This is a genomic window from Jannaschia formosa, assembly GCF_003340555.1.
Taxonomy (GTDB): domain Bacteria; phylum Pseudomonadota; class Alphaproteobacteria; order Rhodobacterales; family Rhodobacteraceae; genus Jannaschia; species Jannaschia formosa.
This window is the reverse complement of record NZ_QPLJ01000005.1, coordinates 175,913-200,954: the sequence shown is the minus strand read 5'-3', so window position 1 is coordinate 200,954 and position 25,042 is coordinate 175,913. Positions and strand designations below refer to the sequence as shown.

General features: G+C 69.1%; 24 protein-coding genes and 1 pseudogene. 12 read left to right on the top strand and 13 right to left on the bottom strand.

The window, feature by feature from the left end:
• Positions 1 to 120: 120 nt before the first annotated feature.
• The 3 genes from carB to DR046_RS23240 all read left to right on the top strand — a co-directional run bounded on the left by carB (position 121) and on the right by DR046_RS23240 (position 4,605).
• Positions 121 to 3,489 (top strand): carbamoyl-phosphate synthase large subunit, encoded by a 3,369-nt coding sequence (gene carB / locus DR046_RS08105; protein WP_115381739.1) that lies wholly within the window; start codon positions 121 to 123, stop codon positions 3,487 to 3,489.
• Between the two features lie 382 nt (positions 3,490 to 3,871).
• On the top strand, positions 3,872 to 4,213 hold the full coding sequence (locus DR046_RS08100; RefSeq protein ID WP_115381737.1) for a hypothetical protein: 342 nt from the start codon (positions 3,872 to 3,874) through the stop codon (positions 4,211 to 4,213).
• A complete protein-coding gene (locus DR046_RS23240) occupies positions 4,213 to 4,605 on the top strand; it encodes a PIN-like domain-containing protein (RefSeq protein ID WP_135227274.1) in 393 nt (130 codons plus the stop codon). The genes DR046_RS08100 and DR046_RS23240 overlap by 1 nt, the downstream gene beginning before the upstream one ends.
• 42 nt (positions 4,606 to 4,647) lie before the next feature.
• Here DR046_RS23240 and DR046_RS08095 read toward each other — a convergent pair whose 3' ends face one another.
• Positions 4,648 to 5,061, bottom strand: coding sequence for a BrnA antitoxin family protein (locus DR046_RS08095; RefSeq protein ID WP_115381735.1), 414 nt, complete (start codon positions 5,059 to 5,061; stop codon positions 4,648 to 4,650).
• Between the two features lie 292 nt (positions 5,062 to 5,353).
• Here DR046_RS08095 and DR046_RS08090 point away from each other — a divergent pair, with 292 nt between their 5' ends.
• From DR046_RS08090 to DR046_RS08080, 3 genes are all read left to right on the top strand, one after another.
• Entirely contained in the window at positions 5,354 to 5,839 is a 486-nt protein-coding gene (locus DR046_RS08090) for a hypothetical protein (protein ID WP_115381733.1), read from the top strand.
• Positions 5,840 to 5,894: 55 nt separating this feature from the next.
• Complete coding sequence (locus tag DR046_RS08085) at positions 5,895 to 6,140, top strand: hypothetical protein (protein WP_115381731.1); 246 nt, start codon at positions 5,895 to 5,897, stop codon at positions 6,138 to 6,140.
• A 148-nt stretch (positions 6,141 to 6,288) separates the two neighbouring features.
• Positions 6,289 to 7,395, top strand: coding sequence for a beta-ketoacyl-ACP synthase III (locus tag DR046_RS08080; protein ID WP_115381729.1), 1,107 nt, complete (start codon positions 6,289 to 6,291; stop codon positions 7,393 to 7,395).
• A 109-nt stretch (positions 7,396 to 7,504) separates the two neighbouring features.
• Here the strand turns inward: DR046_RS08080 and DR046_RS08075 are convergent.
• Positions 7,505 to 7,729: pseudogene (locus tag DR046_RS08075) on the bottom strand (hypothetical protein); the annotation flags it as partial.
• A gap of 107 nt (positions 7,730 to 7,836) precedes the next feature.
• Between DR046_RS08075 and DR046_RS08070 the strand changes: the two are divergent.
• A complete protein-coding gene (locus DR046_RS08070; protein ID WP_115381842.1) occupies positions 7,837 to 8,439 on the top strand; it encodes a thymidine kinase in 603 nt (200 codons plus the stop codon).
• Positions 8,440 to 8,693: 254 nt separating this feature from the next.
• Here DR046_RS08070 and hisN read toward each other — a convergent pair whose 3' ends face one another.
• Together hisN and DR046_RS08060 are read right to left on the bottom strand one after the other, a co-directional pair.
• Positions 8,694 to 9,479: a histidinol-phosphatase gene (gene hisN / locus DR046_RS08065; protein WP_115381727.1), complete on the bottom strand. Its 786-nt coding sequence runs from the start codon at positions 9,477 to 9,479 to the stop codon at positions 8,694 to 8,696.
• A 63-nt stretch (positions 9,480 to 9,542) separates the two neighbouring features.
• Positions 9,543 to 9,902, bottom strand: coding sequence for a helix-turn-helix domain-containing protein (locus tag DR046_RS08060; protein WP_115381725.1), 360 nt, complete (start codon positions 9,900 to 9,902; stop codon positions 9,543 to 9,545).
• Positions 9,903 to 10,181: 279 nt separating this feature from the next.
• Here DR046_RS08060 and DR046_RS08055 point away from each other — a divergent pair, with 279 nt between their 5' ends.
• Complete coding sequence (locus tag DR046_RS08055) at positions 10,182 to 11,144, top strand: NADPH:quinone oxidoreductase family protein (RefSeq protein WP_115381723.1); 963 nt, start codon at positions 10,182 to 10,184, stop codon at positions 11,142 to 11,144.
• Here DR046_RS08055 and DR046_RS08050 read toward each other — a convergent pair.
• Positions 11,101 to 11,994 (bottom strand): LysR family transcriptional regulator, encoded by an 894-nt coding sequence (locus tag DR046_RS08050; protein WP_115381721.1) that lies wholly within the window; start codon positions 11,992 to 11,994, stop codon positions 11,101 to 11,103. The two genes, DR046_RS08055 and DR046_RS08050, sit on opposite strands and share 44 nt — an antisense overlap.
• A 249-nt stretch (positions 11,995 to 12,243) precedes the next feature.
• On the opposite strand from DR046_RS08050, the gene DR046_RS08045 reads away from it, so the two are divergent.
• Positions 12,244 to 13,026: a Bax inhibitor-1/YccA family protein gene (locus DR046_RS08045; RefSeq protein WP_115381719.1), complete on the top strand. Its 783-nt coding sequence runs from the start codon at positions 12,244 to 12,246 to the stop codon at positions 13,024 to 13,026.
• A gap of 54 nt (positions 13,027 to 13,080) precedes the next feature.
• Here the strand turns inward: DR046_RS08045 and DR046_RS08040 are convergent, their stop codons facing one another.
• From DR046_RS08040 to DR046_RS08010, 7 genes are all read right to left on the bottom strand, one after another.
• Complete coding sequence (locus DR046_RS08040; protein WP_115381717.1) at positions 13,081 to 13,668, bottom strand: alpha/beta hydrolase; 588 nt, start codon at positions 13,666 to 13,668, stop codon at positions 13,081 to 13,083.
• On the bottom strand, positions 13,665 to 14,582 hold the full coding sequence (locus DR046_RS08035) for a ring-cleaving dioxygenase (protein WP_115381715.1): 918 nt from the start codon (positions 14,580 to 14,582) through the stop codon (positions 13,665 to 13,667). The genes DR046_RS08040 and DR046_RS08035 overlap by 4 nt, the downstream gene beginning before the upstream one ends.
• Positions 14,583 to 14,691: 109 nt before the next feature.
• Positions 14,692 to 15,858 (bottom strand): rod shape-determining protein RodA, encoded by a 1,167-nt coding sequence (gene rodA, locus DR046_RS08030; RefSeq protein ID WP_115381713.1) that lies wholly within the window; start codon positions 15,856 to 15,858, stop codon positions 14,692 to 14,694.
• Positions 15,855 to 17,795, bottom strand: a complete 1,941-nt coding sequence (mrdA, locus tag DR046_RS08025) for a penicillin-binding protein 2 (protein WP_115381711.1) — start codon at positions 17,793 to 17,795, stop codon at positions 15,855 to 15,857. The genes rodA and mrdA overlap by 4 nt, the downstream gene beginning before the upstream one ends.
• A gap of 22 nt (positions 17,796 to 17,817) precedes the next feature.
• A complete protein-coding gene (locus DR046_RS08020) occupies positions 17,818 to 18,345 on the bottom strand; it encodes a rod shape-determining protein MreD (protein ID WP_115381709.1) in 528 nt (175 codons plus the stop codon).
• Positions 18,346 to 18,348: 3 nt separating this feature from the next.
• On the bottom strand, positions 18,349 to 19,251 hold the full coding sequence (mreC, locus tag DR046_RS08015) for a rod shape-determining protein MreC (RefSeq protein ID WP_115381707.1): 903 nt from the start codon (positions 19,249 to 19,251) through the stop codon (positions 18,349 to 18,351).
• Positions 19,252 to 19,417: 166 nt separating this feature from the next.
• Positions 19,418 to 20,455, bottom strand: coding sequence for a rod shape-determining protein (locus DR046_RS08010; protein WP_115381705.1), 1,038 nt, complete (start codon positions 20,453 to 20,455; stop codon positions 19,418 to 19,420).
• Between the two features lie 188 nt (positions 20,456 to 20,643).
• On the opposite strand from DR046_RS08010, the gene DR046_RS08005 reads away from it, so the two are divergent.
• The 3 genes from DR046_RS08005 to DR046_RS07995 all read left to right on the top strand — a co-directional run bounded on the left by DR046_RS08005 (position 20,644) and on the right by DR046_RS07995 (position 23,990).
• Positions 20,644 to 21,672 (top strand): ATP-grasp fold amidoligase family protein, encoded by a 1,029-nt coding sequence (locus tag DR046_RS08005; protein ID WP_115381702.1) that lies wholly within the window; start codon positions 20,644 to 20,646, stop codon positions 21,670 to 21,672.
• Positions 21,673 to 21,726: 54 nt separating this feature from the next.
• On the top strand, positions 21,727 to 22,791 hold the full coding sequence (locus tag DR046_RS08000; protein WP_115381700.1) for an ATP-grasp fold amidoligase family protein: 1,065 nt from the start codon (positions 21,727 to 21,729) through the stop codon (positions 22,789 to 22,791).
• A gap of 80 nt (positions 22,792 to 22,871) precedes the next feature.
• On the top strand, positions 22,872 to 23,990 hold the full coding sequence (locus DR046_RS07995) for an ATP-grasp fold amidoligase family protein (RefSeq protein ID WP_115381698.1): 1,119 nt from the start codon (positions 22,872 to 22,874) through the stop codon (positions 23,988 to 23,990).
• A gap of 383 nt (positions 23,991 to 24,373) precedes the next feature.
• On the opposite strand, the gene DR046_RS07990 is transcribed toward DR046_RS07995, so the two are convergent.
• Entirely contained in the window at positions 24,374 to 24,934 is a 561-nt protein-coding gene (locus DR046_RS07990) for a DMP19 family protein (protein WP_135227273.1), read from the bottom strand.
• Between the last annotated feature and the right edge of the window lie 108 nt (positions 24,935 to 25,042).

Below are 25,042 nucleotides of genomic sequence, written 5' to 3'. Positions count from 1 at the left end.
TCAACGCGCAGCGCCCGGCAAGGTTCCCGGGCGTCGCGCGGCCAGGCGCGGGGCGGGGTTGTGCCTGCCCGTGCCCAGCCTATAACGCGGCGAATTTGCCATTCTCGAGGGGCCAGGACCATGCCGAAGCGGACAGACATCCAGTCCATCATGATCATCGGTGCGGGCCCCATCGTCATCGGGCAGGCCTGCGAGTTCGACTATTCCGGCGCCCAGGCCTGCAAGGCCCTGCGCGAGGAAGGCTACCGCGTCGTCCTCGTCAACTCCAACCCGGCCACGATCATGACCGATCCGGAGCTGGCCGACGCCACCTATATCGAGCCGATCACCCCCGAGATCGTCGCGCGCATCATCGAGAAGGAACGGCCCGACGCCTTGCTGCCCACGATGGGCGGGCAGACCGGCCTCAACACCGCCCTCGCGCTCGACGACCTCGGCGTGCTGGAGAAGTTCGGGGTGGAGCTGATCGGCGCGAAGCGCGCCGCCATCGAGATGGCCGAGGACCGCAAGCTCTTCCGCGAGGCGATGGACCGGCTCGGCATCGAGAACCCCAAGGCCACCATCGTCGCCGCCCCGAAGAAGGAAAACGGCAAGTTCGACATCCGCGCCGGCCTCGCCGAGGCGATGGACGCGCTGGAGCATGTCGGCCTGCCCGCCATCATCCGCCCCGCCTTCACGCTGGGCGGCACCGGCGGCGGCGTGGCCTACAACCGTGCCGACTACGAGCGGATCTGCCGCTCCGGCCTCGAAGCTTCGCCCGTGGCGCAGATCCTCGTCGACGAGAGCCTTCTGGGCTGGAAGGAATTCGAGATGGAGGTGGTGCGCGACCGCGCCGACAACGCCATCATCGTCTGCGCCATCGAGAACGTGGACCCGATGGGCGTCCATACCGGCGACTCGATCACCGTGGCACCTGCGCTGACTCTGACCGACAAGGAATACCAGCAGATGCGCACGCATTCGATCAACGTGCTGCGCGAGATCGGGGTCGAGACTGGCGGCTCGAACGTGCAATGGGCCGTGAACCCCGCCGATGGCCGCATGGTCGTGATCGAGATGAACCCGCGCGTCTCCCGCTCCTCGGCGCTGGCCTCCAAGGCCACCGGCTTCCCCATCGCCAAGATCGCGGCCAAGCTGGCCGTGGGCTACACGCTGGACGAGCTCGACAACGACATCACCAAGGTCACGCCCGCCTCGTTCGAGCCGACCATCGACTACGTCGTCACCAAGATCCCCCGCTTCGCCTTCGAGAAGTTCCCGGGCGCCGAGCCCCTGCTGACCACCGCGATGAAATCCGTGGGCGAGGTCATGGCCGTCGGCCGCAGCTTCCACGAATCCGTCCAGAAGGCGCTCGCCGGGCTGGAGACGGGCCTGTCGGGCTTCGACGAGATCTCGGTCGCCGGGCTCGACCCGCTGGCGACGAAATGCACCCCCGACCAGCGCGCCGGCGTCACCGCCGAGCTCGCGCGCCAGACGCCCGACCGCCTGCGCGTCATCGCGCAGGCCATGCGCCTCGGCTTCTCCAACGAGGAGCTGAACGCCGTCACCTCCTTCGACCCCTGGTTCCTCGACCGCATCCGCGAGATCGTCGACGAGGAACAGGCGATCCGCCGCTCCGGCCTGCCCATGATCGAGGAGGACCTGCGCCGCCTCAAGCAGATGGGCTTCACCGACGCCCGCCTCGCCACCCTGACCGGGCGGACCGAGGACAACGTCCGCCGCGCGCGCCTCAACCTGAACGTCGTCGCGCAGTTCAAGCGCATCGACACCTGCGCCGCCGAGTTCGAGGCGCAGACGCCCTACATGTATTCCACCTACGAGACCCCCGTCATGGGCGAGGCGGAATGCGAATCCCGGCCGACCAGTGCCAAGAAGGTCGTCATCCTCGGCGGCGGTCCGAACCGGATCGGCCAGGGGATCGAGTTCGACTACTGCTGCTGCCACGCCTGCTTCGCGCTCAGCGCGCAGGGCTACGAGACCATCATGGTCAACTGCAACCCCGAGACGGTCTCGACCGACTACGACACCTCCGACCGCCTCTATTTCGAGCCGCTCACCTTCGAGCACGTCATGGAGATCCTGCGCGTCGAGCAGGAGAACGGCACGCTCCACGGCGTCATCGTCCAGTTCGGCGGCCAGACGCCGCTGAAGCTCGCCAACGCGCTGCACGCCGCGGGCATCCCGATCCTCGGGACCACGCCCGACGCCATCGACCTCGCCGAGGACCGCGAGCGTTTCTCGTCCCTCGTCCGCAAGCTGGGGCTGAAGCAGCCCGAGAACGCCATCGCCCATAGCGACGCCGAGGCCCGCGCCCGCGGCGCCGAGCTGGGCTTCCCGCTCGTCATCCGCCCGAGCTACGTGCTGGGCGGCCGCGCGATGGAGATCGTGCGCGACGCGACCCAGCTCGACCGCTACATCCGCGACGCCGTCGTGGTCAGCGGCGACAGCCCCGTCCTGCTCGACAGCTACCTGTCCGGCGCGATCGAGGTCGATGTCGACGCGCTCTCCGACGGGACCCAGGTCCATGTCGCGGGCATCATGCAGCATATCGAGGAGGCGGGCGTCCATTCCGGCGACTCTGCCTGCTGCCTGCCGCCCCACACCCTGTCGCGCGACGTCATCGCCACCATCCGCGAGCAGACCGAGGCGCTCGCCCGCGCGCTCCATGTCGTGGGCCTGATGAACGTGCAGTTCGCCGTCAAGGACGAGGAGGTCTACCTGATCGAGGTGAACCCCCGCGCCTCGCGCACCGTGCCCTTCGTCGCCAAGGCGGTCGATTCGGCCATCGCCAGCATCGCCGCCCGCCTCATGGCGGGCGAACCGCTCTCGACCTTCCCGCTGCGGGAGCCCTATCCCGGCGACGCCAATCCCGACCACGTCCCCATCGGCGACCTGATGACCCTCGCCTCGCCGGACACGCCCTGGTTCTCGGTGAAGGAGGCGGTGCTCCCCTTCGCCCGCTTCCCCGGCGTCGATACCCTGCTCGGGCCGGAGATGCGCTCCACCGGGGAGGTCATGGGCTGGGACCGCAGCTTCGCCCGTGCCTTCCTCAAGGCGCAGATGGGCGCGGGGGTCGTGCTGCCCGATGCCGGGAAGGACGGCGGCGGCAACGTCTTCCTGTCGCTCCGCGACGCCGACAAGACCGCGCAACTGGCCGAGACGGCGGGCCTGCTGGTCGACATGGGCTTCTCGATCCTCGCCACGTCCGGCACCGCCGAGTTCCTCGCCCGCCACGGCATCGACAGCCGCCACGTCGCCAAGGCCTACGAGGGCGGCCGCACCATCGTCGACATCATGAAGGACGGCGAGGTCGCGCTGGTGATGAACACCACCGAGGGCGCCCAGGCCGTCGAGGACTCCCGCTCCCTGCGCGCCGTCGCCCTCTCGGACCGCATCCCGTATTACACGACTCTGGCGGGTGCCCATGCGGCCGCGCTGGCGATGCAGGCGCGGGCCGAGGGGGTGATCGAGGTGCGGTCGTTGCAGTAGACGAACTGCAATCGACACGCATATCTTCGCCCAAGGGGGTGATTCTGCCGTGAACGTTCATGTGCCCAACACCATACTCGGCAGGGGGATCTACTCTCCACAGCGCGCAGCTGCACTCATCGGGGGCAAGCCGCAGGAGATCTTGCGTTGGACACGAGGGGCGGGACCGAAAGATCCCCTTTGGCATGCTCACTACCAGTTTCTCGAGTCGTCCACCGAGATCAGTTTTCGGGATTTAATCGAGCTTCGCGTTGTAAAAGTTCTCCGAGATGCAGGTGTAAGCCTCCAAGCTATCAGATACGCGATAGCATTGGCGCGTGACCGTTTCGGCGTTCCGCACCCTTTGGTCACGCATACGTTCTACACCGATGGTCAAGAAATCATGATCGAAGCCCTCGAGAACAGCGAGAGCTTGATCAGTCTGTCACCCAGGCGCGCAGGCCAGATGGTCTTCCGCGAAGTCGTCTCCTCTTCCTTGAAGGATCTAGAGTACGAAAATGGGGAGGTTGTGCGATGGCGGCCGAAAGACCACAGGCTGGTTGTCCTTGATCCTGACAGAGCCTTTGGCGAGTCGATCCTCGACAGGTCTGCCGTCTCGACTTCGGTCATATCCGACGAACTTTCGGTGTTCGGCGACGAGCGTTATATCGCGAGGGCATACGATATATCTCTTGCTGACGTTCGAGCCGCGAGAAGGTTCGAGGCCTCCCTGGCAAGGCGGTAATGGTCAAACTCCTGTTTGACCACAATATGCCCCCCGCTCTCGCCAGAGCGGTACATCCGATCATCGAGATCGAAGGCCACGAGGCCTACGCACTACGAGAGAAATTCAGGCCGGATATAGACGATATCACTCTTTTCAAAGCGCTGTCGGGAGAATGGGTCGTCATCTCAAAGGACAGAATGCAAAGCAGAAAACCTGCAGAACGCACTGCGCTGCTTTCCTCAAATGTCCTGGGGATCTATCTGGCAAGATCAGTCCAGAAGCAGCGTTTGAACGAGCAGGCTGCGACGATATTGTGGCACATGGACAAGATCATTGCGCAACGACGGCTAAATACCAGCGGTCTCTTCCTGCTTCCGCAGAACAAGGGATCGAAGTTCAAGCCGGTCTAGCAAGCATAGGGTGGGTGAAAACCCACCACCTCCATCCACCCCCTACCCCTCCTCCTCCCCCACCAGCTTCCCCAGCACCGCGAGCATCGCCTCTGCCGCCTCCAGCGGCAGCGTGACCTCGGGCGGGCCCTCCTTCTCCGCCCAGCGCGCGCGCATCTGCTCCGGCAACCGGGTGCCCTGCACGAAGCCCGCCATCCGGGCCAGCACGAAGCCGCGCAGGACCGAGGCCATGCGCGGGCCGTAGCCCGGTCCCATCCCCCGGAAGAACCGCGCCACCTCCGCGTCGACCCAGAACGAGACCTTCTCCTTCTTCGACCCGCGCGACCGCCAGACGTCATGCCAGGCGTCGGGCACCTCGCCCTGCTTCGCCAGTTCCGCGACCATCTCCAGGTCGAAATTGGCGACGATGGCGGCGAAGTCCCGCGCCGCCTCGTCCCGTCTCGTCAGCCTGCCCATGCCGCCCCCCGGTCCCGATCCAAGGCCTCCATGTCTCCGCCCGAGCGGTGAACGCGGGGTTAACGAAGGGGGCCTGCGGCGTCCGACCGGCGTCAGACCGCGATCAGACCCGGATCGGATACGCGTCTTCCACGCGTCATGCGGCCGCCGCGCCCGCGGGGCGCCGGACGCCTCCCGCCGGCTTCTGCACGTTAAAGTTGCGCTATTTCCCGCCTATACCCGCCTGAGATTGCAACCCGACGCGCCCCAACGCGTTCTGTCCCCAGTGCAACACTGCGGAAGGAGCTTGACGATGCATAAGAACGTCACAGCGATCTATCGAACCCATGCCGTCGCCGAACAGGTGAAGGAGCAGATCGCCGATCTCGGCATCTCCACCCGGCATATCGACGTCGTCCCCAACCGGATGGACGAGGCCACCCACGGCGCGCCCCGCGACCCCGACAGCTATCGGTCGGATCTCGATCATCTCGGCCTGCCCGAGGACGAGCGCCACCTCTACGACCACGCGCTTCGGCGCGGCGACCATGTCGTCTCGGTCCGCGTGAACCACGACGACGAGAAGCATATCAACCGCATCTCCGAGATCATGCGCCACCCCGAGGCCCACGACCTCGACGCGCTCGACGCCGAGTTCCGCGACGAGCCGCGCGGCGCGCACAATGCCGGCCCGGGCGTCGCCACCGGCCGCCGCGACACCGACACCGACTATGGCGGCCCGGCCGTGCGCGGCTACGCCTACGACACCGCCTACTCCCCGCGCACCGCGCGCGCCTGACACCCCTCTCATCACCGTGCCCCCTGCAAGGCACCCCCAAGAAAAGGAGCCAATCATGGCAGACCGTACCGACTACAGAGACCCCAACGTCACGACGACCCGCGACGACAAGTCCAGCAGCAGCTCGGGCTGGATCAAGTGGGTGCTGATCGCGCTCGCCGTGCTCGCCGCGCTGTGGCTGCTCTTCTCCCTGTTCGACACCGAGGAGGAAGTCACGACCATCCCCGCCACGGACACGGACGCTGTCGTGGTCGAGGAAGGCACCGACGCCACGGTGGTCCCCGTCACCCCGGTGGACTGACCCGAGGCCGATCGATGACACGCGCGGGGCGCACGTCCGCCCCGCGCTTTCTCCTGCGCCCGGACGCCGTCGGGCTCGCCGTTCCTCCGGTCGCCCTTGACCTGAGCCGTCCGAGCGCCCATCCCCCGGGAACCCGAGGGAGGACCCCATGCGCAAGGCGGCGATCACCGGATCGGGGGTCTTCACCCCGTCCCAGACCATCACCAACGACGAGCTTGTGGCGGCGTTCAACGCCTATGCCGACAGGCAGAACGCGGCCGGCGCCGAGCCGCCGGTGCCGCATTCGAGCGCGGCCTTCATCACCTCCGCCAGCGGGATCGAACGGCGCTTCGTCCTCGACAAGGAAGGCGTGCTCGACCCCGACCGGATGTATCCCAGCCTGCCGCCCCGCGCCGACGACCAGCCCGGCGTGATGGCCGAGATGGCGCTCGACGCCTGCGGCAAGGCGCTCGACATGGCCGAGGTCGCCCCCGGCGATATCCAGGCGGTCCTCTGCGCGGCGTCGAACCACGAACGCGCCTATCCCGCCATCGCCATCGAGATCCAGGAGTTGCTGGGCACGTCCGGCTTCGCCTTCGACATGAACGTCGCCTGTTCGTCGGCGACCTTCGGCATCCAGGCCGCCGCCGACATGATCCGCGCAGGATCGATCGACCGCGCCATCGTGGTCAACCCCGAGATCTGCTCGGCCCATCTCGAATGGCGCGACCGCGACTGCCACTTCATCTTCGGCGACGTCTGCACCGCGCTGGTGCTCGAGGCGGACGACCTGGCCCAGGGCCCCCGCTTCACCATCGAGAGCACCCGCTGCGCGACGAAGTTCTCCAACAACATCCGCAACAACGACGGCTTCCTGCGGCGCACCCGCGACCAGATGGAGGACCGGCGGGACATGCAGTTCATGCAGAACGGCCGGAAGGTGTTCAAGGAAGTGCTGCCGATGGTCTCGGCCCATATCGGCGACCACCTGAATGCCGAAGGCGTCAGCGCGGACGAGCTCAGGCGGCTCTGGCTGCATCAGGCGAACAAGTCGATGAACGACTTCATCGGGCGCAAGGTGCTGGGCCGCATCCCCTCGCCGGAGGAGCAGCCGAACATCCTGCAGAACTACGCCAACACCTCCTCGGCCGGGTCGATCATCGCCTTCGCCCAGCATTCGGACGGCCTGTCGCCGGGCGACAGGGGGCTGATCTGCTCCTTCGGGGCGGGCTACTCGGTCGGCTCGGTCCTCGTCACCCGGGCGGGCCCGGCCTGACCCGCGCCTCCAGCGCGTCGAGCGCGGAGCGGATCGTGCCGAGCTCCTCGGCATGCGGCGCTTCGGCGGCCAGCCTGTCGAGCCGGGCGCCGAGGCTGTCGCGCGCCGAAAGCTCCCGCAGGGCATCGGTGACGTAGGGCCGGCTCGCCGTCGCCTCCAGCCGGGCGACGGCGTCGATCGGGATGAAGCGGGTCGCGTGCTCCGCATGGGTCGAGTAGTAGCGCCCGAGCGTCGCCTTGGACTTGCCGGTGGCGGCGCAGGCGGCTTCGACGCCGATATCCTTGACCAGCGCCTCGGTCCGGGCCTTCAGAAAGCTGTCGATGTCGCGAGTCATGGCGGCCCGGCCTCTCAAGTCGCTCGTCCATAACACGGTTCGCGATTTGCGGATATGGTCCCGATCCGCGCTTGCCCCCGCCCGGAGCCGGGGGCATGACCCGGGCCATGGCGAAGCTCTACTTCCACTATTCAACCATGAACGCGGGCAAGAGCACGCTGCTGTTGCAGGCCTCCTACAACTACATCGAGCGGGGGATGCAGACCTACCTGCTGACCGCCAAGCTCGACGACCGGTCGGGCAAGGGCCGGATCGCCAGCCGGATCGGCATCGCCGCCGAGGCGGACACCTATGCGGCCGACACCGATCTGCAGGCGATGATCGCGGCCCGGCTGGAAGACGGGCCCTGCGCCTGTGTCCTGCTCGACGAGGCGCAATGGCTGAGCCGCGAGCAGGTCTGGCAACTGGCGCGCGTGGTCGACGACCTAGACGTGCCGGTGATGTGCTACGGGCTGCGCGTCGACTTCCGGGGGGAGCTGTTCCCCGGCTCCGCCGCGCTGCTGGCGCTGGCCGACGAGATGCGCGAGGTGCGCACGATCTGCTGGTGCGGGCGGAAGGCCACCATGGTCATCCGCGTCGATGCGGAAGGGAAGGCCCTGACCGAGGGCGCCCAGGTCGAGGTCGGGGGCAATGACCGCTACGTCTCGCTCTGCCGGCGTCATTTCCGCGAGAGGATCGGGGACAGGGTCCCGCCCGAGCCGCCGGTCTGAACGCCTGCCCCACCCAGGCCCGACCGCAGCAGCGAGTCCTCCCCTTCCTGTGGCCGGAAATACTCCGGGGTCTGGGGCAGAGCCCCAGTCCGACAGCGACGGGGCGCCGTCCGGCGAGGAGCCGCGACAGGCCGAGGCTCGGCCCATGAGCTCGCGCACCGAACGCTCTGCCCGCTCGATCTGGCGGAGCAGGTCGAGAAAAGAGATCGATCGCGCCCTCGGGCCGCCAGAGCGTCCCACCCGCGATCGGCAGTTCAACCCTCCAGCAGCGCCAGCGCTGCCGCGTGCAGCGCGGGCGTCGCCGCCGCCAGCGCCGTGCCGCCGTCATGGGCCGGTTCGCCCCGCCAGTCGGTGACGACGCCGCCTGCCGCCTCGATCAGCGCGATGGGCGCGGCGATGTCGTAGGGGTGCAGCCCGGCCTCGACCACCAGGTCGACATGGCCCGCGGCGAGCAGCGCATAGGCGTAGCAGTCCATCCCATAGCGCGTCAGGCGGCAGCTTCCGGCGACGCGGCGGAAGGCGGCAAGCTGCGCCTCGGTGCCGATCTCGGGGAAGGTGGTGAGCAGCGTCGCCTCCTCCAGCCGCTCGGTGGCGCGGGTGCGGAGCGGACGCGTCTCGGGTCCCCGGGTCCAGGTCGCGCCCTGGGGCCCGCCCTCGAACCGCTCGCCGGTGAACGGCTGGTCGACGATGCCGATCAGCGGCCCGGTCGCGTCGCGCAAGGCGACCAGCACGCCCCAGGTCGGCGTGCCTGAGATGTAGCCGCGCGTCCCGTCGATCGGGTCGAGCACCCAGGTCAGGCCCGAGCGCGAAGGCACCGCCTCGCCCTCCTCGCCGAGGATGCCGTCCTCGGGGCGCTGCGCGGCGAGCACGGCGCGCATGGCGGCCTCGGTCTCGCGGTCCGCGGCGGTGACGGGGTCGAACAGATCGCCCTTGCTGTCGATCTGGATCGGCGTGCGGAAATGGCGCAGTGCCGGGGCGCGCGCGGCGTCGGCGACGTCGCGCGCGACGGCGCAGAGAGCATCGAGATCGGGCGGGGTCACGGCGTCCTCCGGCGGGATGCCGCCGGGGTGGCACCGACGCCGCGGTCGGTCAAGCCTCGGCGGTCAGGGCGCGCTTTCCGACAGGACGCGGGCCAGGTCGAACAACCGGCGGCGCTGGTTCTCGGGGATGGTGTAGTAGCTGCGGATCAGCTGCAGCGCTTCCTTGTCGGCCAGGAAGTCGGGGGTGGTCTCGCCGCCCTTGCCCTCTTCGAGGCCTTCGAAGAAATGCGCGACCGGCACGTCCAGCGCCTCGGCGATGTCCCACAGCCGGGAGGCGGAGACGCGGTTCATCCCGGTCTCGTATTTCTGGATCTGCTGGAACTTGATGCCGACCTTCTCGGCCAGCTGCTGCTGCGTGGTGCCGACCATCCAGCGCCGATGCCGGATGCGCTTGCCAACGTGTATGTCCACCGGATGCTTCAAAGCCTCGTCCCTTCACAAACCAAGATCCGCTGCGGCCGCAACTTCCGCAATGCACGTTGCAGTTGTTTCTTCCATGTCGCTCGGGACTCTGCCAGATGACGAAAGGCTGAAGCGGATTTGCAGGAATGCAGAGACGTGCAAGTAATGTTCTGATTAGGCGTCGGATATGGATTCCGCAAGCCTCGAGTCGGGCCATTGCGAGGCAGATCGCCGCGGCCCACCGGGGCAGAAGGGCAGGTCGGCGGCCTTGCCGCAGGCAACGGAGGGAGGCGGTCGCCCATGAAATCCTGGCTCGTCTCCGAACCCGGCGGTCCGCTGGAGTTCCACCGCAACCTCGATGCGCCGCGGCCCGGGCCGGGCGAGGTGCTGCTCGACATCGCGGCCTGCGGATTGAACTTCGCGGACCTCCTGATGGTGAAGGGAGACTATCAGGACACCCCCACCCCGCCCTTCGCCCCGGGCATGGAAGTCTGCGGCACCGTCGCCGCGCTGGGCCCCGGGACGGAGGGTCCGGCGCCGGGCACCCGCGTCGCGGTCTTCGGCGGCGCGGGCGGGCTGGCCGAGATGGGCTGCTTTCCCGCCGCACGTTGCGTCCCCGTGCCCGCGGCGATGCCGTCGGAGGTGGCGGCGGGGTTCCTCGTTGCCTACTCGACCAGCCATGTCGCGCTCGCCCACAAGGCGAGGCTCGCCCCGGGGGAACGTCTGGTCGTGCTGGGGGCCGCGGGGGGCGTCGGGCTGACCGCGGTGGAGCTCGGCGCGCGGATGGGGGCCGAGGTCGTGGCCGTCGCGAGAGGCGAGGCGAAGCTGGAGGTGGCGCAGAAGGCCGGCGCCACCCACCTGATCGACGCCGAGGCCCCGGACCTGCGCGACCGGCTGCGGGCCCTGGGCGGCGCGGACGTCGTCTACGACGCGGTCGGCGGCGCCGCCTTCGAAGCCGCCTTCCGCGCAACCAATCCCGGCGGGCGCATCCTGGTGATCGGCTTCGCCAGCGGCGAGGTGCCGCAGATCCGCGCCAACCACCTGATGGTCAAGAACATCGACGTGATGGGCGTCTATTGGGGCGGCTACTTGCGCTTCGCCCCGCAGGTCGTCGCCGACAGCATCGCCGCGCTGTTCCGGATGTACGCGGCGGGCGAGATCGCGCCCCATGTCAGCCACGTCCTGCCGTTGGAGCGGGCGGACGAGGCGCTGGACCTGCTCAGGACGCGACGATCGACAGGGAAGGTCGTCGTGACGACCTGAGCGCGCCATAGGACTGGCGCAGCAGGTCGAGCAGCCGCTCGCGCGCCGGGTCGCGCTCCGTCTGCACGGTGTAGAGCGTGACTGCCACGTCGCCGATCTCGGGCAGTGCGCCGCCATGGGCGACGGGGGTCAGCTCGGCGGTGTCGAAGCCGTCGATGACGACGTGGCAGGCGAGGTCCGCGGCGACGCTCGCGTCGATGGCGCGGCTGGAGGAGGCGCTCAGCGCCAATTCCCAGGCGATGCCGGCGCGGTCCAGCGCGGCCTGCGCGGCAGTCCGGAAGACGCATTGCTGCTCGAAGGCGAGCCGCAGGGGCCGCTGCCGCCAGGCGCGCCCGTCCTCGGCTCCAACCCAGATGAGCGGCATGCGGATGATCTCCTCGCCGCCCTCGCGCGCGGCCGTCTCGGTGCCCAGCATCACGTCGAGCTCTCCGGCGGCGAAGGCCTCGTGCAGCGCCGAGGTGATCGAGGAGACCAGCGTGATCCGCACCCGGGGATAGTCCGCGGCAAAGGCGCGCAGCACGTCCGGGATCGCGCGCGGCACGATGTCGTGGGGCACGCCCAGCCGGATCTCCCCGTCCGACGAGGCGCCGCGCATCCGGTCCAGCAGCTCGTCGTTCAGCGCCAGCATCCGCCGCGCCGTGCCCAGCGCGTTCTCGCCCTCGGGCGTCAGCCGCATGCCGCGACTCGTCCGCTCCAGCAAGGTGGCGTCGAGCGCGTCCTCCAGCCGCTTGACCTGCATCGACACCGCCGATTGCGTCAGGTTCAGCAGGGCCGCGGCGCGGGTCACGCCGCCGGTCGAGGCGACGGTGGCGAAGGCGCGCAGCGCGGTGAGGTCGAGGTTGCGGGGCATGGGCGGCTCCTTTCGCGGCAGAGGTTAGCCGCGGCACGCGCGTTCGGGAAATCGAATGTCGTCATTCGCAAGATCACGGGGCGTGATGGCGCATGGATAGGGTGGTTGCCGGGCCACGATAGGCAAAATCAATCGAAACCGGCTGTTTCCAAGAGATCGCCTGCTTGAACTGAAGCCCGTCCACGCCGATATTCCCCCTCGAGGGAGTGCATGCAGCGCCCTTGCACCGTTTCACTCTGGAGGAGTTCCATGGCACAATTCGACGCCTTGCGGACCGGCTCGATTTCCGGCGCCCGCGCGGCCGAAATCGACGAGGGCCTTCGCGCCCACATGAACAAGGTCTACGGCACGATGTCCGTGGGCATGCTCATCACCTTCGCCGCCGCCTGGGCCATCTCGGGCCTGGCGACGACGACCGACCCGTCGCTGGCCGTCGGCCAGATCGGCACGGATACCTACCTGACCGCCACCGGCGCCGCGATCTACACCTCGCCGCTGCGCTGGGTCATCATGTTCGCGCCGCTGATCTTCGTCTTCGGCCTGTCGGCCGCGATCAACCGCATATCGGCCGCCGCCGCACAGACGGCCTTCTACGCCTTCGCCGCCGTGATGGGCCTGTCGATCTCGTCGATCTTCCTGGTCTTCACCGGCACCTCGATCGCCCAGATCTTCCTGATCACCGCGATCGCCTTCGCGTCGCTCAGCCTCTACGGCTACACGACGAAGAAGGACCTGTCGGCGATGGGCACTTTCCTGATGATGGGCCTGATCGGCCTGATCGTCGCGATGCTCGTGAACCTGTTCCTGCAGTCCTCGGGCCTGGCCTTCGCGATCTCCGCCATCGGCGTGCTGATCTTCGCGGGCCTGACCGCCTACGACACGCAGCGGATCAAGACCGAATACGTCGCCCACGCCGCGCATGGCGACACGGAGTGGCTGGGCAAGTCGGCCATCATGGGCGCGCTGAGCCTGTATCTGAACTTCATCAACATGTTCATGATGCTGCTCTCGCTCTTCGGCCAGCGCGAGTGATCGCGAACTGCACCTGACGACGACGGGCCGCCCCTCGGGGCGGCCCTTTTCGTTTCAGGAGAGCAGGGCGCGCGCCGCCGCGATCCCGTCGGGCATCGGCTGGTGCCCTGCTCCGGGATGGGCGATGAAGCGCGCCTCGGCGCCGAGGGCGGCAAGCACCCCGGCGCTGCGTTCGGCCCGCACGAGCGGGATATGCGGGTCGCGCTCGTGGCAGGTGACGAGGGCGCGCAGGCCCGTCAGGCCGCTGTCGTAGTCGAGCGCCTTCTCGCCGTGGCCATAGACCTCGCCCGGCGCATCGGCGCTGCCCACCAGCCCGCCGGAGAGCGCGATGACGGCGCCGAGACCCTGCCCCCGCCGCGCGGCGTATTCCAGCGCGAGGCAGGCGCCCTGGCTGAAGCCCAGTACCGCCACCTCGCCCCGCGGCAGGCCGAGCCCGTCGACCGCGGCGTCGACCGCCGCCAGCCCGCGCGCCAGGGGCGCCTCCATCTGCGCCATCGGCGCGAGAAACGAGGTCGGCCACCAGGAGTTGCCCGGCGCCTCGGGGGCGGCCACGGCCAGCCCCTCGGCGCCCAGCGGGGCGAGCAGGCCGCGCATGTCGCGGCCAGACCCGCCCCGCCCGTGCAGGAGGACGAGGCCTCTCATGCCTTGATCCTCGGCAGGGCGGCCTCGATCCGGTCGCGGATCGGTTCGTACTGATCCGGCAGCTTCAGCGCCTGCCCGAGGCTTTCGAGCGGCTCGTCGCGGGTGAAGCCCGGCGGATCGGTGGCGATCTCGAACAGGACGCCGCCCGGCTCGCGGAAGTAGATGGCGTTAAAATACTGGCGGTCGATCACCGGCGTCACCTGCATCCCCGCCCGCAGCATCCGGTCGCGCCAATCGAGCTGGTCGGCATCGTCCCTCGCACGGAAGGCGACATGGTGGATCGTCCCCGCCCCCGGCACGCCGCGCCGGGCACCGTCCTCGCGGTAGAGGTCGACGACCGTCCCGCGCGCGTCGCCCGGCGCCTTCAGGCGCAGACGCTCCACGCCGCCGGCGCTTTCGTGGCCGGCCTCCTCGTAGCCCATGTGATCGACCAGAAGCCGCTGCGTCGGCCCGAGATCGTGCAGCCAGAGCGTCGTCGAGTGGAACCCGCCCTCGGCCGGGTCATGGGAGCCCGGCTCCGCTATGAGCTCCACGGCCGCGCCGTCGGGATCGGTGACGCTGACGACGGACTGGCCGAAGCGTTCCACCGGGTCGGAGACCTTCGCCCCGCGCGCGGCCACCTCCTTCGTCCAGTGGTCGAACACGTCGGCCCCGACCGAGTAGCCGTAGGCGGACGCCATGCCCGGCCCCGGCCGACCCGGTCGGGCGCCGACGAAGGGGAAGAAGGTCAGGATCGTGCCGGGATCGGCGGTGCGGTTGCCGTAGTAGAGGTGATAGGTGCCCGGATCGTCGAAGTTGACGGTCTTCTTCACCAGCCGCTGGTCCAGCAGCCTGGTGAAGAAATCGACATTCGCCTGGGGCGGGCCGGAGATGGCCGTGACATGGTGCAGGCCGGTGATGTGCTTGTCGGTCATGGTAGGCTCCGTGCGTTGCGTTGCCGCACAGATAACGCGCACGTCGCCGCATCACAGGGCGATCCGTGCACAAGCATGGTTCGGGACCGCGAAGGACACGGCATTGCCCCTATCGGCGCAGCAGCCGCCCCTCGCCCGCCGCCCGCGGACGGTGGACATGGGCCGACTGCACCACCCCAAAAGCCAGCATCAGCACCACCATGGCCGAGCCGCCGTAGCTGACCAGCGGCAGCGGGACGCCGACGACGGGGGCCATGCCCATCACCATCGACATGTTGACCGCGAAGAACAGGAAGAACGTCACCGCGACCCCCAGCGTCACCAGCGAAGCGTAGCGGTCCTTGTTGCGCATCGCGCTGGCCACGCAGAAGGCGATGATCAGCATGTAGAGCAGCAGCAGCGACAGGCCGCCGACGAAGCCGAACTCCTCGGCGAGGGTGGTGAAGATGAAGTCGGTATGCTTCTCGGGCAGGAAGTTCAGCCGCGCCTGCGACCCCTGCATGAACCCCTTCCCCGTCCAGCCGCCCGAGCCCAGCGCGATCTTCGACTGGGTGATGTGGTAGCCCGCGCCCAGCGGGTCGCTCTCGGGGTCGAGGAAGGTGTCGATGCGGCGGTACTGGTAGTCCTTGAGAAGCTGCCAATCCGTCCCCCGCGACCTGAGCACCGCCGTCACCAGCCCCACCCCCGCAGCGATCACCGTGGCGAAATAGGCCCAGTGGACGCCGGCCAGGAACATCACCGCCCCGCCGCCCGTCAGAAGCAGGATTGCGGTGCCGAGATCGGGCTGCTGCAGGACCAGGAAGACCGGAATGAGGATCAGCACGACCGGCAGCAGCACCCATTGCAGGCGGCTCACCTTCGAGGGCGGGAGCCAGTCGTAATAGGCCGCCAGCATCATCACCATCGTGACCTTCATCAGTTCGGACGGCTGCAGGCGCATGAAGCCCAGGTCGATCCAGCGCTGCGCGCCGCCGCCCGACACCCCGACCAGCTCCACCGCCACCAGCAGGGCCAGCGTCACCGCGAAGAGCAGCGCCGAGACGTTGCGCCAGAACCAGATCGGGATCATGGCCACGACGAACATCACAGCGAGGCCCAGGACGAAGCGCTTCATCTGAGGCTCGGCCCAGCGCCAGTCCCCGCCCGAGACGGAGTAGAGCACGATGAACCCGATCCCGGCCGTCGCCGTGATCAGAAGGACCAGCGCCCAGTTGAGCGCCAGCACCTTCTGCAGCCCCTGCGGGACGCGGGCGACGTTGTATTCGAGATAGCTCACGCCTCGGAGGTCCCCTTGGCCGCGGCCAGGGAGGGGTTCAGGACCAGCCCCGCGAAAAGCTCCTCGATCTGGCCGCGCTGATCCGAGGGATAGGCCTCCAGCGGCGGCATCCCGCCGTGCAGCGCGTAGAGCATGATGTCGCGCGCCACCGGCGCCGCTGCGGCCGAGCCGCCGCCGCCATGTTCGACGACGACCGAGATCGCATATTTCGGGTCGTCATGCGGCGCATAGCCCACGAACAGCGCGTGGTCGCGCCGCCGCCAGGGCAGGTCCTCGTTGCGGAACACGCCGCGCGCCCGCTCGGCCGCGGTGATGTTGCGGACCTGCGAGGTGCCGGTCTTGCCCGCCCATTTCACCCCGTTCAGGTCGAAGCGGCTGCGGCCGGCGGTGCCGCCGCGACCGTTGACGACCTGGTACATGGCATCGCGCTGCTTCTCGAGCAGGGAGCGGGGAATATCGAGCGGACGCTTCACGCCCGAGGGCTGCGGCTCGCCGCCGATGCTGCGGACGAGCCGCGGCGTCACCTCGAGCCCCGAGGCGAGGCGCGCGGTCATCACGGCAAGCTGCAGCGGCGAGGTCAGGACGTAGCCCTGCCCGATCGAGGCGTTGAGGCTGTCGCCGATCCGCCAGGCCTCTCCGCGGCGCAGGCGCTTCCACTCGCGGGTCGGGATCAGCCCCTCGGAGACGGAGGTCATCTCGATGTCATGGGCGACGCCGAGCCCCAGCTTGTGCGCCATCGCCGCGATCCGGTCGATCCCGGCCCGCTGCGCCATCTCGTAGTAGTAGACGTCGCAGCTTTCCCGCAGCGACTTGGCCGCGTCCACCGCGCCGTGGCCGCCCCGCTTCCAGCAGTGGAAGCGGCGGTTCGAGACGGTGAGATAGCCGGGGCAGTAGACGGTCTCGCCGGCGGTGACCTCTCCGGCCTCCATCGCGGCGAGCAGGGTCACCATCTTGAAGGTGGAGCCGGGGGGATAGAGGCCCTGGACGATCTTGTTGTGCAGCGGCCGCCGCTCGTTATCGCGCAACTCCGCGTAGTCGGGCACCGAGATGCCCGAGACGAAGAGGTTCGGGTCGTAGCTGGGCGAGGACACGGCGGCCAGCACGTCGCCATTGGTCACGTCCATGACCACGGCGCTGGCGCTCTCGTTTCCGAGGCGGGCCTGGATGAAGTTCTGGAGGCCGGCGTCGATGGTCAGCTGCACGTCCTTGCCCGACTGGCCGGGCGTGCGCCCCAGCTCGCGCATGATCCGCCCGGCGGCATTCTGCTCGACCCGCCGCGACCCGGCCTTGCCGCGCAGCACGCTCTCCAGCCGGCGCTCGGTGCCGATCTTGCCGATCTGGAACTGCGGCGTCTGGAGCAGCGGGTCGTCGTCCTCCTCGTTCTCGAGGTCGCGTTCCGAGACGCGGCCGACATAGCCGATGACATGGGCATAGTCGGCGCCCATCGGGTAGACCCGGCTCAGCCCGACCTCAGGCGTGATCCCCGGCAGCGCGGGGACGTTCACGGCGATGGTCGACAGCTCCTCCCAGGTCAGCCGGTCGGCCAGGGTGACGGCCTGGTGCGGGCGGCGGTCCATCTCGCGGATGGCGCGCTGCAGCGCTTCCTCGTCCAGCCGGACGAGGCCGCGCAGGCGGGTGATCGTCTGATCGACGTCGTCGGCATCCTCGCGGATCATCGAGACGCGATAGATTTGCTCGTTCCCGGCGAGGATCCGGCCGTTGCGGTCGAAGATGACGCCGCGCGCGGGGGCGAGCAGCCGGACCTTGATCCGGTTCTCCTCCGCCAGGAGCAGGAACTCCTGCGCCTGGTCGACCTGCAGGTGGTTCATCCGCGCCACCAGCAGCCCGCTGAACGCGGTCATCAACCCGCCCGTCACCAGCGCGCGGCGGGTGATGCGGCGGGTCGAGAGGCTCAGTTCCTGAGGATTGCGCTTCATGGGCTGTCTCCGGCCGGGGCTCTCAGGCTCTCGTGCCCAGAGTGTCCAGCTCTCCGGGGGCGAGGCGCCGCACGCCGATCAGTTGTGAGAATATGGCAGTCAGCGGGTAGAAGACAACGGTCGCGAGAAGGTGCAAGCCCTGGCTGAGCAGGGGGGCGGTCTCGGCAAGAAGCAGCAGCATCGCCAGATGGTTGACCACGAAGACGCCGATGATGACGCCGCTGACGGCAGCGACCTCGGACCAGAAGGTCCTGACCTCGGTATGGTCGACCCGGCGGCGCAGGTATTCCGAGCCGAGCAGCGCGAGAAGCGTCCAGAGACCGAGGGGCCGCATCAGCAGCGTGTCGGCCAGCAGGAAGACCGGCACCAGCAGCCAGACCGGCACGTAGTCCGGGCGCCGCAGGATCCAGGCGAAGGTCAGGCACAGCAGCAGGTCCGGCCCCGGCACCCCGTCGTCGGGCGGCCCGAAGGGCAGCAGCGCGAAGAACAGGATCGCCGCCGACAGGCCCGCATAGGTCAGTCGGTAGCCCCAGATCGCCGAGGGCCCCATGGCTCAGCCGCCCTCGCCCGGGGGCGGGGGCGGGCCCTGGACCTCGGCCGCGCGCGGAAGCAGCAACTCGCCGCTGGAGGTTATCTCGCCCTGCTCGCGGGTGCGCAGCACGCGCAGGAACTCCAGCCGGCCCATCTCGGCGGCGGGCCGCACGCGCAGCCGCCCGTCGACGGTCCGCACCACCTGCCCGACCAGCAGGTCGGGCGGGAACACGCCGCCGTCGCCCGAGGTGACGATGCGGTCGCCTGCGCGGACGTCGTCGGGATTTTCCACGAATTCGAGCGCCGGCGCGACGGTCGTGTCGCCTGCGAGGATCGCGCGCTTGCCCGAGGGCTGGATGGTCACCGGGATGCGGCTGTTGCCGTCGGTCAGCAGGATGACGCGTGAAGTGCTGGCGCCCACGCCCGCGATCCGGCCCACCAGCCCCAGCCCGTCCATCGCCGCCCAGCCGTCCTGGATGCCGTCCTCGGCCCCGATGTTGAGCAGGACCGAGCGGCGGAACGGCGAGCCGCTATCGGTCAGCACCACGCCGGTCACATAGGTCAGGTCCGGCGAGAGCTTGACGTTCAGGAGGTCGAGAAGGCGCGCGTTCTCCTGCTCGAGCTGGATCGCGGCCTCGCGCCAGGCCTGGGTCTGGCGCAGCTCGCGCCGGAGGTCCTGGTTCTGCTCGTAGACGCGGGCATAGCCCTCGAAATCCTCGATCAGCCGGCCGATCCAGGTCACCGGCGCGAGCGCCCATTCGAAGCCCGGCACGACGCGGTCGACCACCGCGGCGCGGACGCGCTCGGCCCGCGGGTTGTCGATGCGCCAGAGCAGCGTCAGCGCGACCAGCACGACGCAGACGATCGCGAGCAGCAGCCGCCGGAGCGGCCGATGGTAGATCTCTTCGGCGGAATTGCGGGCCATGGGCAGGTGGCCTCTGGGCTATGTGATCGGCCACGCGCTGCGATGCGAGCGGCGGCGCGGGTTGCAGGGGGCGGGACCGGGGGCCAGCCCCCGGACCCCCGGAGTATTTCCGGCCACAGGAAGAAGGTGGGTGGGCGCGTTAACCTTAACCTCCGGTGAACAGGGGTCAGCTGTCGTAGTCGATAACGTGGGACAACTGCCGTTCGTATTCCAGAGCCTTCCCCGTGCCGAGGGCGACGCAGTTCAGGCTCTCGTCGGCGACCGAGATCGCGAGCCCCGTCTGCTCGCGCAGGGCGAGGTCGAGCTCGCCCAGCAGCGCGCCGCCGCCCGTCAGCATTACGCCGCGGTCGACGATGTCGGCGGCAAGGTCGGGGGGCGTCGACTCCAGCGCGGTCATCACGCCCTCGCAGATCTGCTGCACGGGCTCGGCCAAGGCCTCGGCGACCTGCGCCTGGCTGATCTCGGTCTCCTTGGGGACGCCGTTCAGAAGGTCGCGGCCGCGGATGCGCATGACTTGGCCACGCCCGTCCTCGGGCATGCGGGCGGTGCCGATCTCCTTCTTGATGCGCTCGGCGGTGGCCTCGCCCACAAGCAGGTTCTGGTGGCGGCGCAGGTAGGAGATGAGCGCCTCGTCCATGCGGTCGCCGCCCACCCGGATGGAGCGGGCGTAGACGATGTCGGCGAGGCTCAGCACCGCGACCTCCGTCGTGCCGCCGCCGATGTCCACGACCATGCTGCCGGTCGGATCGGTGATCGGCATCCCCGCGCCGATGGCCGCCGCGATGGGCTCGGCGATGAGCCCGGCCTTCCGCGCGCCGGCGCCCAGCACCGACTGGCGGATGGCGCGCTTCTCGACGGGCGTGGCGCCGTGCGGGACGCAGACGATGATCTTCGGCTTGGTGAAGGTCGAGCGCTTGTGCACCTTGCGGATGAAGTGCTTGATCATCTCTTCGGCGGTGTCGAAGTCGGCGATGACGCCTTCGCGCATCGGCCGGATCGCCTCGATCGAGCCGGGCGTGCGGCCGAGCATCAGCTTGGCGTCCTCGCCCACGGCGAGGACCTCCTTGCGGCCGTTCTTCATGTGATAGGCCACGACGGAGGGCTCGTTCAGGACGATTCCCTTGCCCTTCACATAGACAAGCGTGTTCGCCGTGCCGAGGTCGATGGCCATGTCCTTGCTGAACAGGCTTCCGAAGATTGACATGTCGCGTTCCCCAAACCCTATCGCCCCCGTGACGCGGGCGCCCGGAGGGTTTCTGCGCGTCTAGACCCTCGGACGGGGTCGGGTCCAGTGCGCGACGTCGACGCGATGAGCCGCATTTCGCCCATGGCCCCGCGCGCGACCCGCAAGCGACCGTGGACGGGGCATCGGGGGCAGCCTAAAGAAGTCCGATGCCGCTATCGAGATTTACGGGATTGCCTCTTGCCGACCGCGCAGTCCTGCTGGCCGCCGAGCTTTGGATCGCGCTCCGCGCGCCCCGCCTGATGGTGAACTCCTGGCGCCGGGCGCGGGCGCAGGGCTTCCGGCCGTTCCATGCGCTGCCCCTCGCGGGCGACGAGAAGTTCCTCTGGCGCAAGGTCGTCGACCGCGACCCGCTGCACGTCACCCTGTCCGACAAGCTGGCTGCGCGCGACTGGGTGGCGGCACAGGGACTCGACCTGCCGCCTCAACCTCAGGTCCTGTGGCAGGGCGAGCGGGCCGAGGATCTGCCCCGCGCGCTGCTCACCCCGGATGCGGTGGTCAAGGTGAACCACAATTCCGGCGGTGTGCATCTGGTGCGCGAGGACGGGGCGGATCCCGAGCTGATCGCGCAGCGGATCGCGGGCTGGCTTTCCGACGATTTCGGCCGCGCCAACGGCGAATGGGGCTATCTGGCGATCCCCCGCCGCGTCTTCGTGGAGCGGCGGGTCGGGCGGCCCGGGGTGCCGCTTGAGGACTGGAAGGTCTATGCCTTCGCCGGCCGGATCGCCCGGGTCGTCCGCATCGACCCGCAAAGCCGCCCGAGGGCGGGGCAGGCCTATGAGGCCGACGAGACCGGCCGTCTGCGCCTGCTGGACACGCCGCCGGGCGTCTGCCGGGTGGTCAAGAAGGGACCGCCCTCGCCGCGCCTCGACGAGATGCTCCACGCGGCGCGCGCGCTCAGCCGGTCGCTCGATCACGTCCGCGTCGACTTCCTCGCCGATGACCGCGACGTCTGGCTGGGCGAGCTGACGCTCTATTCAGAGGGCGGGAAGTTCGCCGGCAAGGGCTACGACCCGGAAGCGCCGCTGTCGCGGGCCTGGGACATCCGCGACGCAGGCGCACTGCGCCGGCCGGCCGGCGGGCTCGCATGGCGGATCTACGCGCGCAGTCTCGCACGAGCGCTGGACCTTGCGGACGGGACGCGCGGCGCGGGAAGGGCGGGCGAACTCGGCCCTTGAACTTTCGCGCATAAGGTGATTCCGAGCGGCCTTCCACTGCCGGACCCGGACACCGTGCTCCCCCCTCTTGTCTTCCACACCGATGGCAGCTTCCGCCAGCCGGGACTTCGCCCCTCTCATGCGCCGCTCGACGACCTGCCCCTCAAACCGGCGGAGCGGCGCTATTTCGACCGGATGGAGCGCTGGGTCGTCGAGACGCATGAGAAGCTGCGCTGGAGATCAGTGCGGATCGACAAGGCGAACGTGCTCGAGACATTCCAGGTCGCCCTGCCGCGCTCGATCAACGAGAAGTTCACCTGGCGAAAGCTGTTCGACCACGACCCGCGCCTGCCGGTCCTGATCGACAAGATTGCCGTGAAGGACTGGCTCGTGACCGAGCGGATGCCGCTGCGCGCGCCCGAGCTGCTGTGGCAGGGCACCGACCCTGACGCCATCCCCGCCTCGGTCCTGACCCGGCGGGCCGTCATGAAGCCGGCTCAGGGCTGGCGGTCGCAGCTCTTCCTGCGGCCCGGAGAGGCGGAGCCCGCGGAGATCCGCGCCGCCGCCGCCGAGATGCTGACGCATCGCCATGGCTGGCGCCTGTTCGAATGGGGCTATTCCCGGATCCCGCCCCGCCTCCTGATCGAGGAGGAGATCGTGGCCGCGCCCGGAACCCGTCTGGAGGAGGTGAAGGTCTACGTCTTCGGCGACCGGATCGAGCGGATCGTGCGGCTCTTCGACCGCTTCGGCACGATCAGCGGCCAGGTCTGGGACGCGGATGCCGACGGATGGGTGCAGAGGTCGAACCGGCCGCTCGACGTCGCCGAGATCATCGACCGCGCGCCGCCCCCGCCGAACTGGGAGGAGATGATCCGGGCTGCGCAGCAAATCGCCGCGCCGTTCGACCACATGCGCGTCGACCTTTTGACCGATGGCAGCCGCGCGGTGCTCAACGAGATGACCGTCTACAACCAGGGCGGCCGGATGGCGCGGATCGGAGCCGATGGCGCGCATCCGGCAACGCTGGCCTGGGACCTCCGGCGCAGCTGGTTCCTGCGGACGCCGCAGGTCGACCCGATGCTCGAGGAGTATCGCCTGACGCTGGGCGCCCTGCTCGACTGGGCCGAGACGCAGGTCTGATCGGGCGCCATAGGGATAGCGGCAACGCGATCTTAACCATCGGTCGGCGATGGTGATGTCGTGATCAGACCGGGGGCTCGATGCCGGAACTCTTCTTTCATCCCGATGGCGGCTTCGACCAGTCCTTCAGCGCCTGTCCTCCGACGCTGGACGACGTCGCGCTGACCCGGGCCGAGGCGCAAGTCTTCGCGCGGACGGAGGCATGGATCGCCGAGACGCATGCCAAGCTGCGCTGGCGTGCCTGCCGGCTCGACCCCGCCAATGACCAGCAGGGCCTGCGCGTGGCGCTGCCGCGCACGATCAACGAGAAGTTCACCTGGCGGAAGGTCTTCGACCGCAACCCGCTGTTCCCTGCCGTGATCGACAAGATCGCGGTGAAGGACTGGCTTGCGGCCGAGCGGATGCCGCTCGCCGCTCCCCGGCTGATCTGGCAGGGCACCGATCCGGAGGCGATCCCCGACACGGCGCTCGGCCGCTTGGCCGTCGCGAAGGCGGCGCATGGCTGGCAGGCGCAGCTGTTCCTGACCCCCGGCGAGACGACCTTGGCGGATCTGCGGGCCGCGGGGCACCGCTTCATGGCGCATCGTCATGGCTGGCGGCAGTTCGAATGGGGCTACGGCCCGATCCCGCCCCGCATCCTGATCGAGGAACGGGTCCGCCCCGCCCCCGGACGCAGGCTGGAGGAGGTGGAGGTCTATGTCTTCGGCGACCGGATCGAGCGGGTGCTGCGGATCTTCGACCGCTTCGGCACCCCGACCGGGCAGTTCTGGGCCGCGGATGCGGAGGGGCGCGTCCGGCTGAGCCGGGATCTGCCCGAGACGGCGCAGGCCTTCGACCCCGCCCCGCTGCCCCCCAACTGGCAGGCGCTGATCCGCGCCGCGCAGCAGTTGGCGGCGCCCTTCGACCACATCCGCATCGACCTGCTCACCGACGGGGAAAGCGCCCATGTCGGTGAGATGACGCTCTATAACGGCGGGGGCCGGCTGGCCGGGATCGGGGCCGATCCCCGCCATCCGGCCGCGCGCGCCTGGGACCTGCGGCGCAGCTGGTTCCTGCGGACGCCGCAGCCCGAGCCCGCGCTGGAGGAGTATCGCCTGACCCTGCGCTGTCTGCTGGACCGGCTCGCCCCCGCTCCTCGCTCGGGCATGGCGTCAACGGCGCCTTTGCCGTCGCCCTTGGGCTCGGTCCCGGCTACCTGACGCATAGGACGTTGGGGTCGAGCGAAGCCATTTCGCGAGCGATCCGGGAGCGTGAAGCGCGGCAGCGCCCTCCGGAGGACAGCCCTGTCGTCCGGCACGTTGGCGAGGGTTCCGACAGATGACCTCCCCCCGCGCTTTGCGTCCGGCCTCCGCCACGAAGGCGCATCCTCGGAGCGAAGAGCGCGACATCCGATCCGAAGGCAGGCCAGGGCGACCATGGTGGCGTCGGGCGTCAGGGGCATTACCTGTCGGGCAAGGCCGGCGACCGCTCCGGCCCCGAGGAACGCTCGGCGCAGGCCAGCGCGTCCCCGCCTTGCCGCAGGGACGCACGTCGGACGGCACCGCGCCCTGGCGACCCCCAAGGGCCAGGCGGAGCGTCGGAGCTACTGGAGATCCCTCGCCAGTGCCGTGACGCGATCCCAGTAGTTCGGTCCGACATGCCATTCGAGCCGGGGATGATTGAGAACCCAGACCCTGCCGCGCAGGTAGGGCAGGTTCGCCCGGTAGAACGAGTCGGTCTCCAGCAACGTCCTGACCTCGGCGCGGAACTCCTGCGGAATGTCTTCCACGGACTGCATGATCTCCGCCTCGCCAGCCTTGACGGCGTAGAGCCGCTCGTCGAGCGCCTCGTACCTCTCCCGGAAGACCTTCGCCTTTCCCTCGTCTTCGAGAGTCCCGCCCTCCCAACGAGGGTCCTCTTCGAGCAGGTCCCGATACTCCGCGATGATCGATCCGACCGCGGGCAGGTTCAGAACCTCGCTCCCTGTCGACGCATCCTCCAGAATCGCGCGGATTTCGCTGCCGGCATTCTCCGCGAAGAGCGCGTGGCCCTCGCCCTCCACGTTCCCGACATAGCGTTCGACGGCCGCCGCACCGCGATAGTCCGATGGAATGCGCGCAGGTGCGGCCCCCCGAGACAGCAGATGGCCGACGAAGGACTCCACGTTGTTGAGCGGGCCATAAAGGCTGAGGACCCTACGGCCGTCCCCGGGGAGAAGCAGCGGAAGCGGGCTTTCCAGGCGCGGCCAGCTCGGCCCGGCCGGAGGCGGCGG

Coding starts and splice junctions, on each gene's coding strand:
- DR046_RS07995 (WP_115381698.1), top strand. CDS start 22,872: ATGCCGGAACTCTTCTTTCATCCCGATGGCGGCTTCGACCAGTCCTTC.
- DR046_RS08080 (WP_115381729.1), top strand. CDS start 6,289: ATGCGCAAGGCGGCGATCACCGGATCGGGGGTCTTCACCCCGTCCCAG.
- DR046_RS08020 (WP_115381709.1), bottom strand. CDS start 18,345: ATGGGGCCCTCGGCGATCTGGGGCTACCGACTGACCTATGCGGGCCTG.
- DR046_RS08045 (WP_115381719.1), top strand. CDS start 12,244: ATGGCACAATTCGACGCCTTGCGGACCGGCTCGATTTCCGGCGCCCGC.
- DR046_RS08050 (WP_115381721.1), bottom strand. CDS start 11,994: ATGCCCCGCAACCTCGACCTCACCGCGCTGCGCGCCTTCGCCACCGTC.
- DR046_RS08100 (WP_115381737.1), top strand. CDS start 3,872: ATGATCGAAGCCCTCGAGAACAGCGAGAGCTTGATCAGTCTGTCACCC.
- DR046_RS08070 (WP_115381842.1), top strand. CDS start 7,837: ATGGCGAAGCTCTACTTCCACTATTCAACCATGAACGCGGGCAAGAGC.
- DR046_RS08040 (WP_115381717.1), bottom strand. CDS start 13,668: ATGAGAGGCCTCGTCCTCCTGCACGGGCGGGGCGGGTCTGGCCGCGAC.
- DR046_RS08055 (WP_115381723.1), top strand. CDS start 10,182: ATGAAATCCTGGCTCGTCTCCGAACCCGGCGGTCCGCTGGAGTTCCAC.
- carB (WP_115381739.1), top strand. CDS start 121: ATGCCGAAGCGGACAGACATCCAGTCCATCATGATCATCGGTGCGGGC.
- DR046_RS23240 (WP_135227274.1), top strand. CDS start 4,213: ATGGTCAAACTCCTGTTTGACCACAATATGCCCCCCGCTCTCGCCAGA.
- mreC (WP_115381707.1), bottom strand. CDS start 19,251: ATGGCCCGCAATTCCGCCGAAGAGATCTACCATCGGCCGCTCCGGCGG.
- DR046_RS08090 (WP_115381733.1), top strand. CDS start 5,354: ATGCATAAGAACGTCACAGCGATCTATCGAACCCATGCCGTCGCCGAA.
- DR046_RS08095 (WP_115381735.1), bottom strand. CDS start 5,061: ATGGGCAGGCTGACGAGACGGGACGAGGCGGCGCGGGACTTCGCCGCC.
- DR046_RS08085 (WP_115381731.1), top strand. CDS start 5,895: ATGGCAGACCGTACCGACTACAGAGACCCCAACGTCACGACGACCCGC.
- mrdA (WP_115381711.1), bottom strand. CDS start 17,795: ATGAAGCGCAATCCTCAGGAACTGAGCCTCTCGACCCGCCGCATCACC.
- DR046_RS08005 (WP_115381702.1), top strand. CDS start 20,644: ATGCCGCTATCGAGATTTACGGGATTGCCTCTTGCCGACCGCGCAGTC.
- DR046_RS08010 (WP_115381705.1), bottom strand. CDS start 20,455: ATGTCAATCTTCGGAAGCCTGTTCAGCAAGGACATGGCCATCGACCTC.
- DR046_RS08035 (WP_115381715.1), bottom strand. CDS start 14,582: ATGACCGACAAGCACATCACCGGCCTGCACCATGTCACGGCCATCTCC.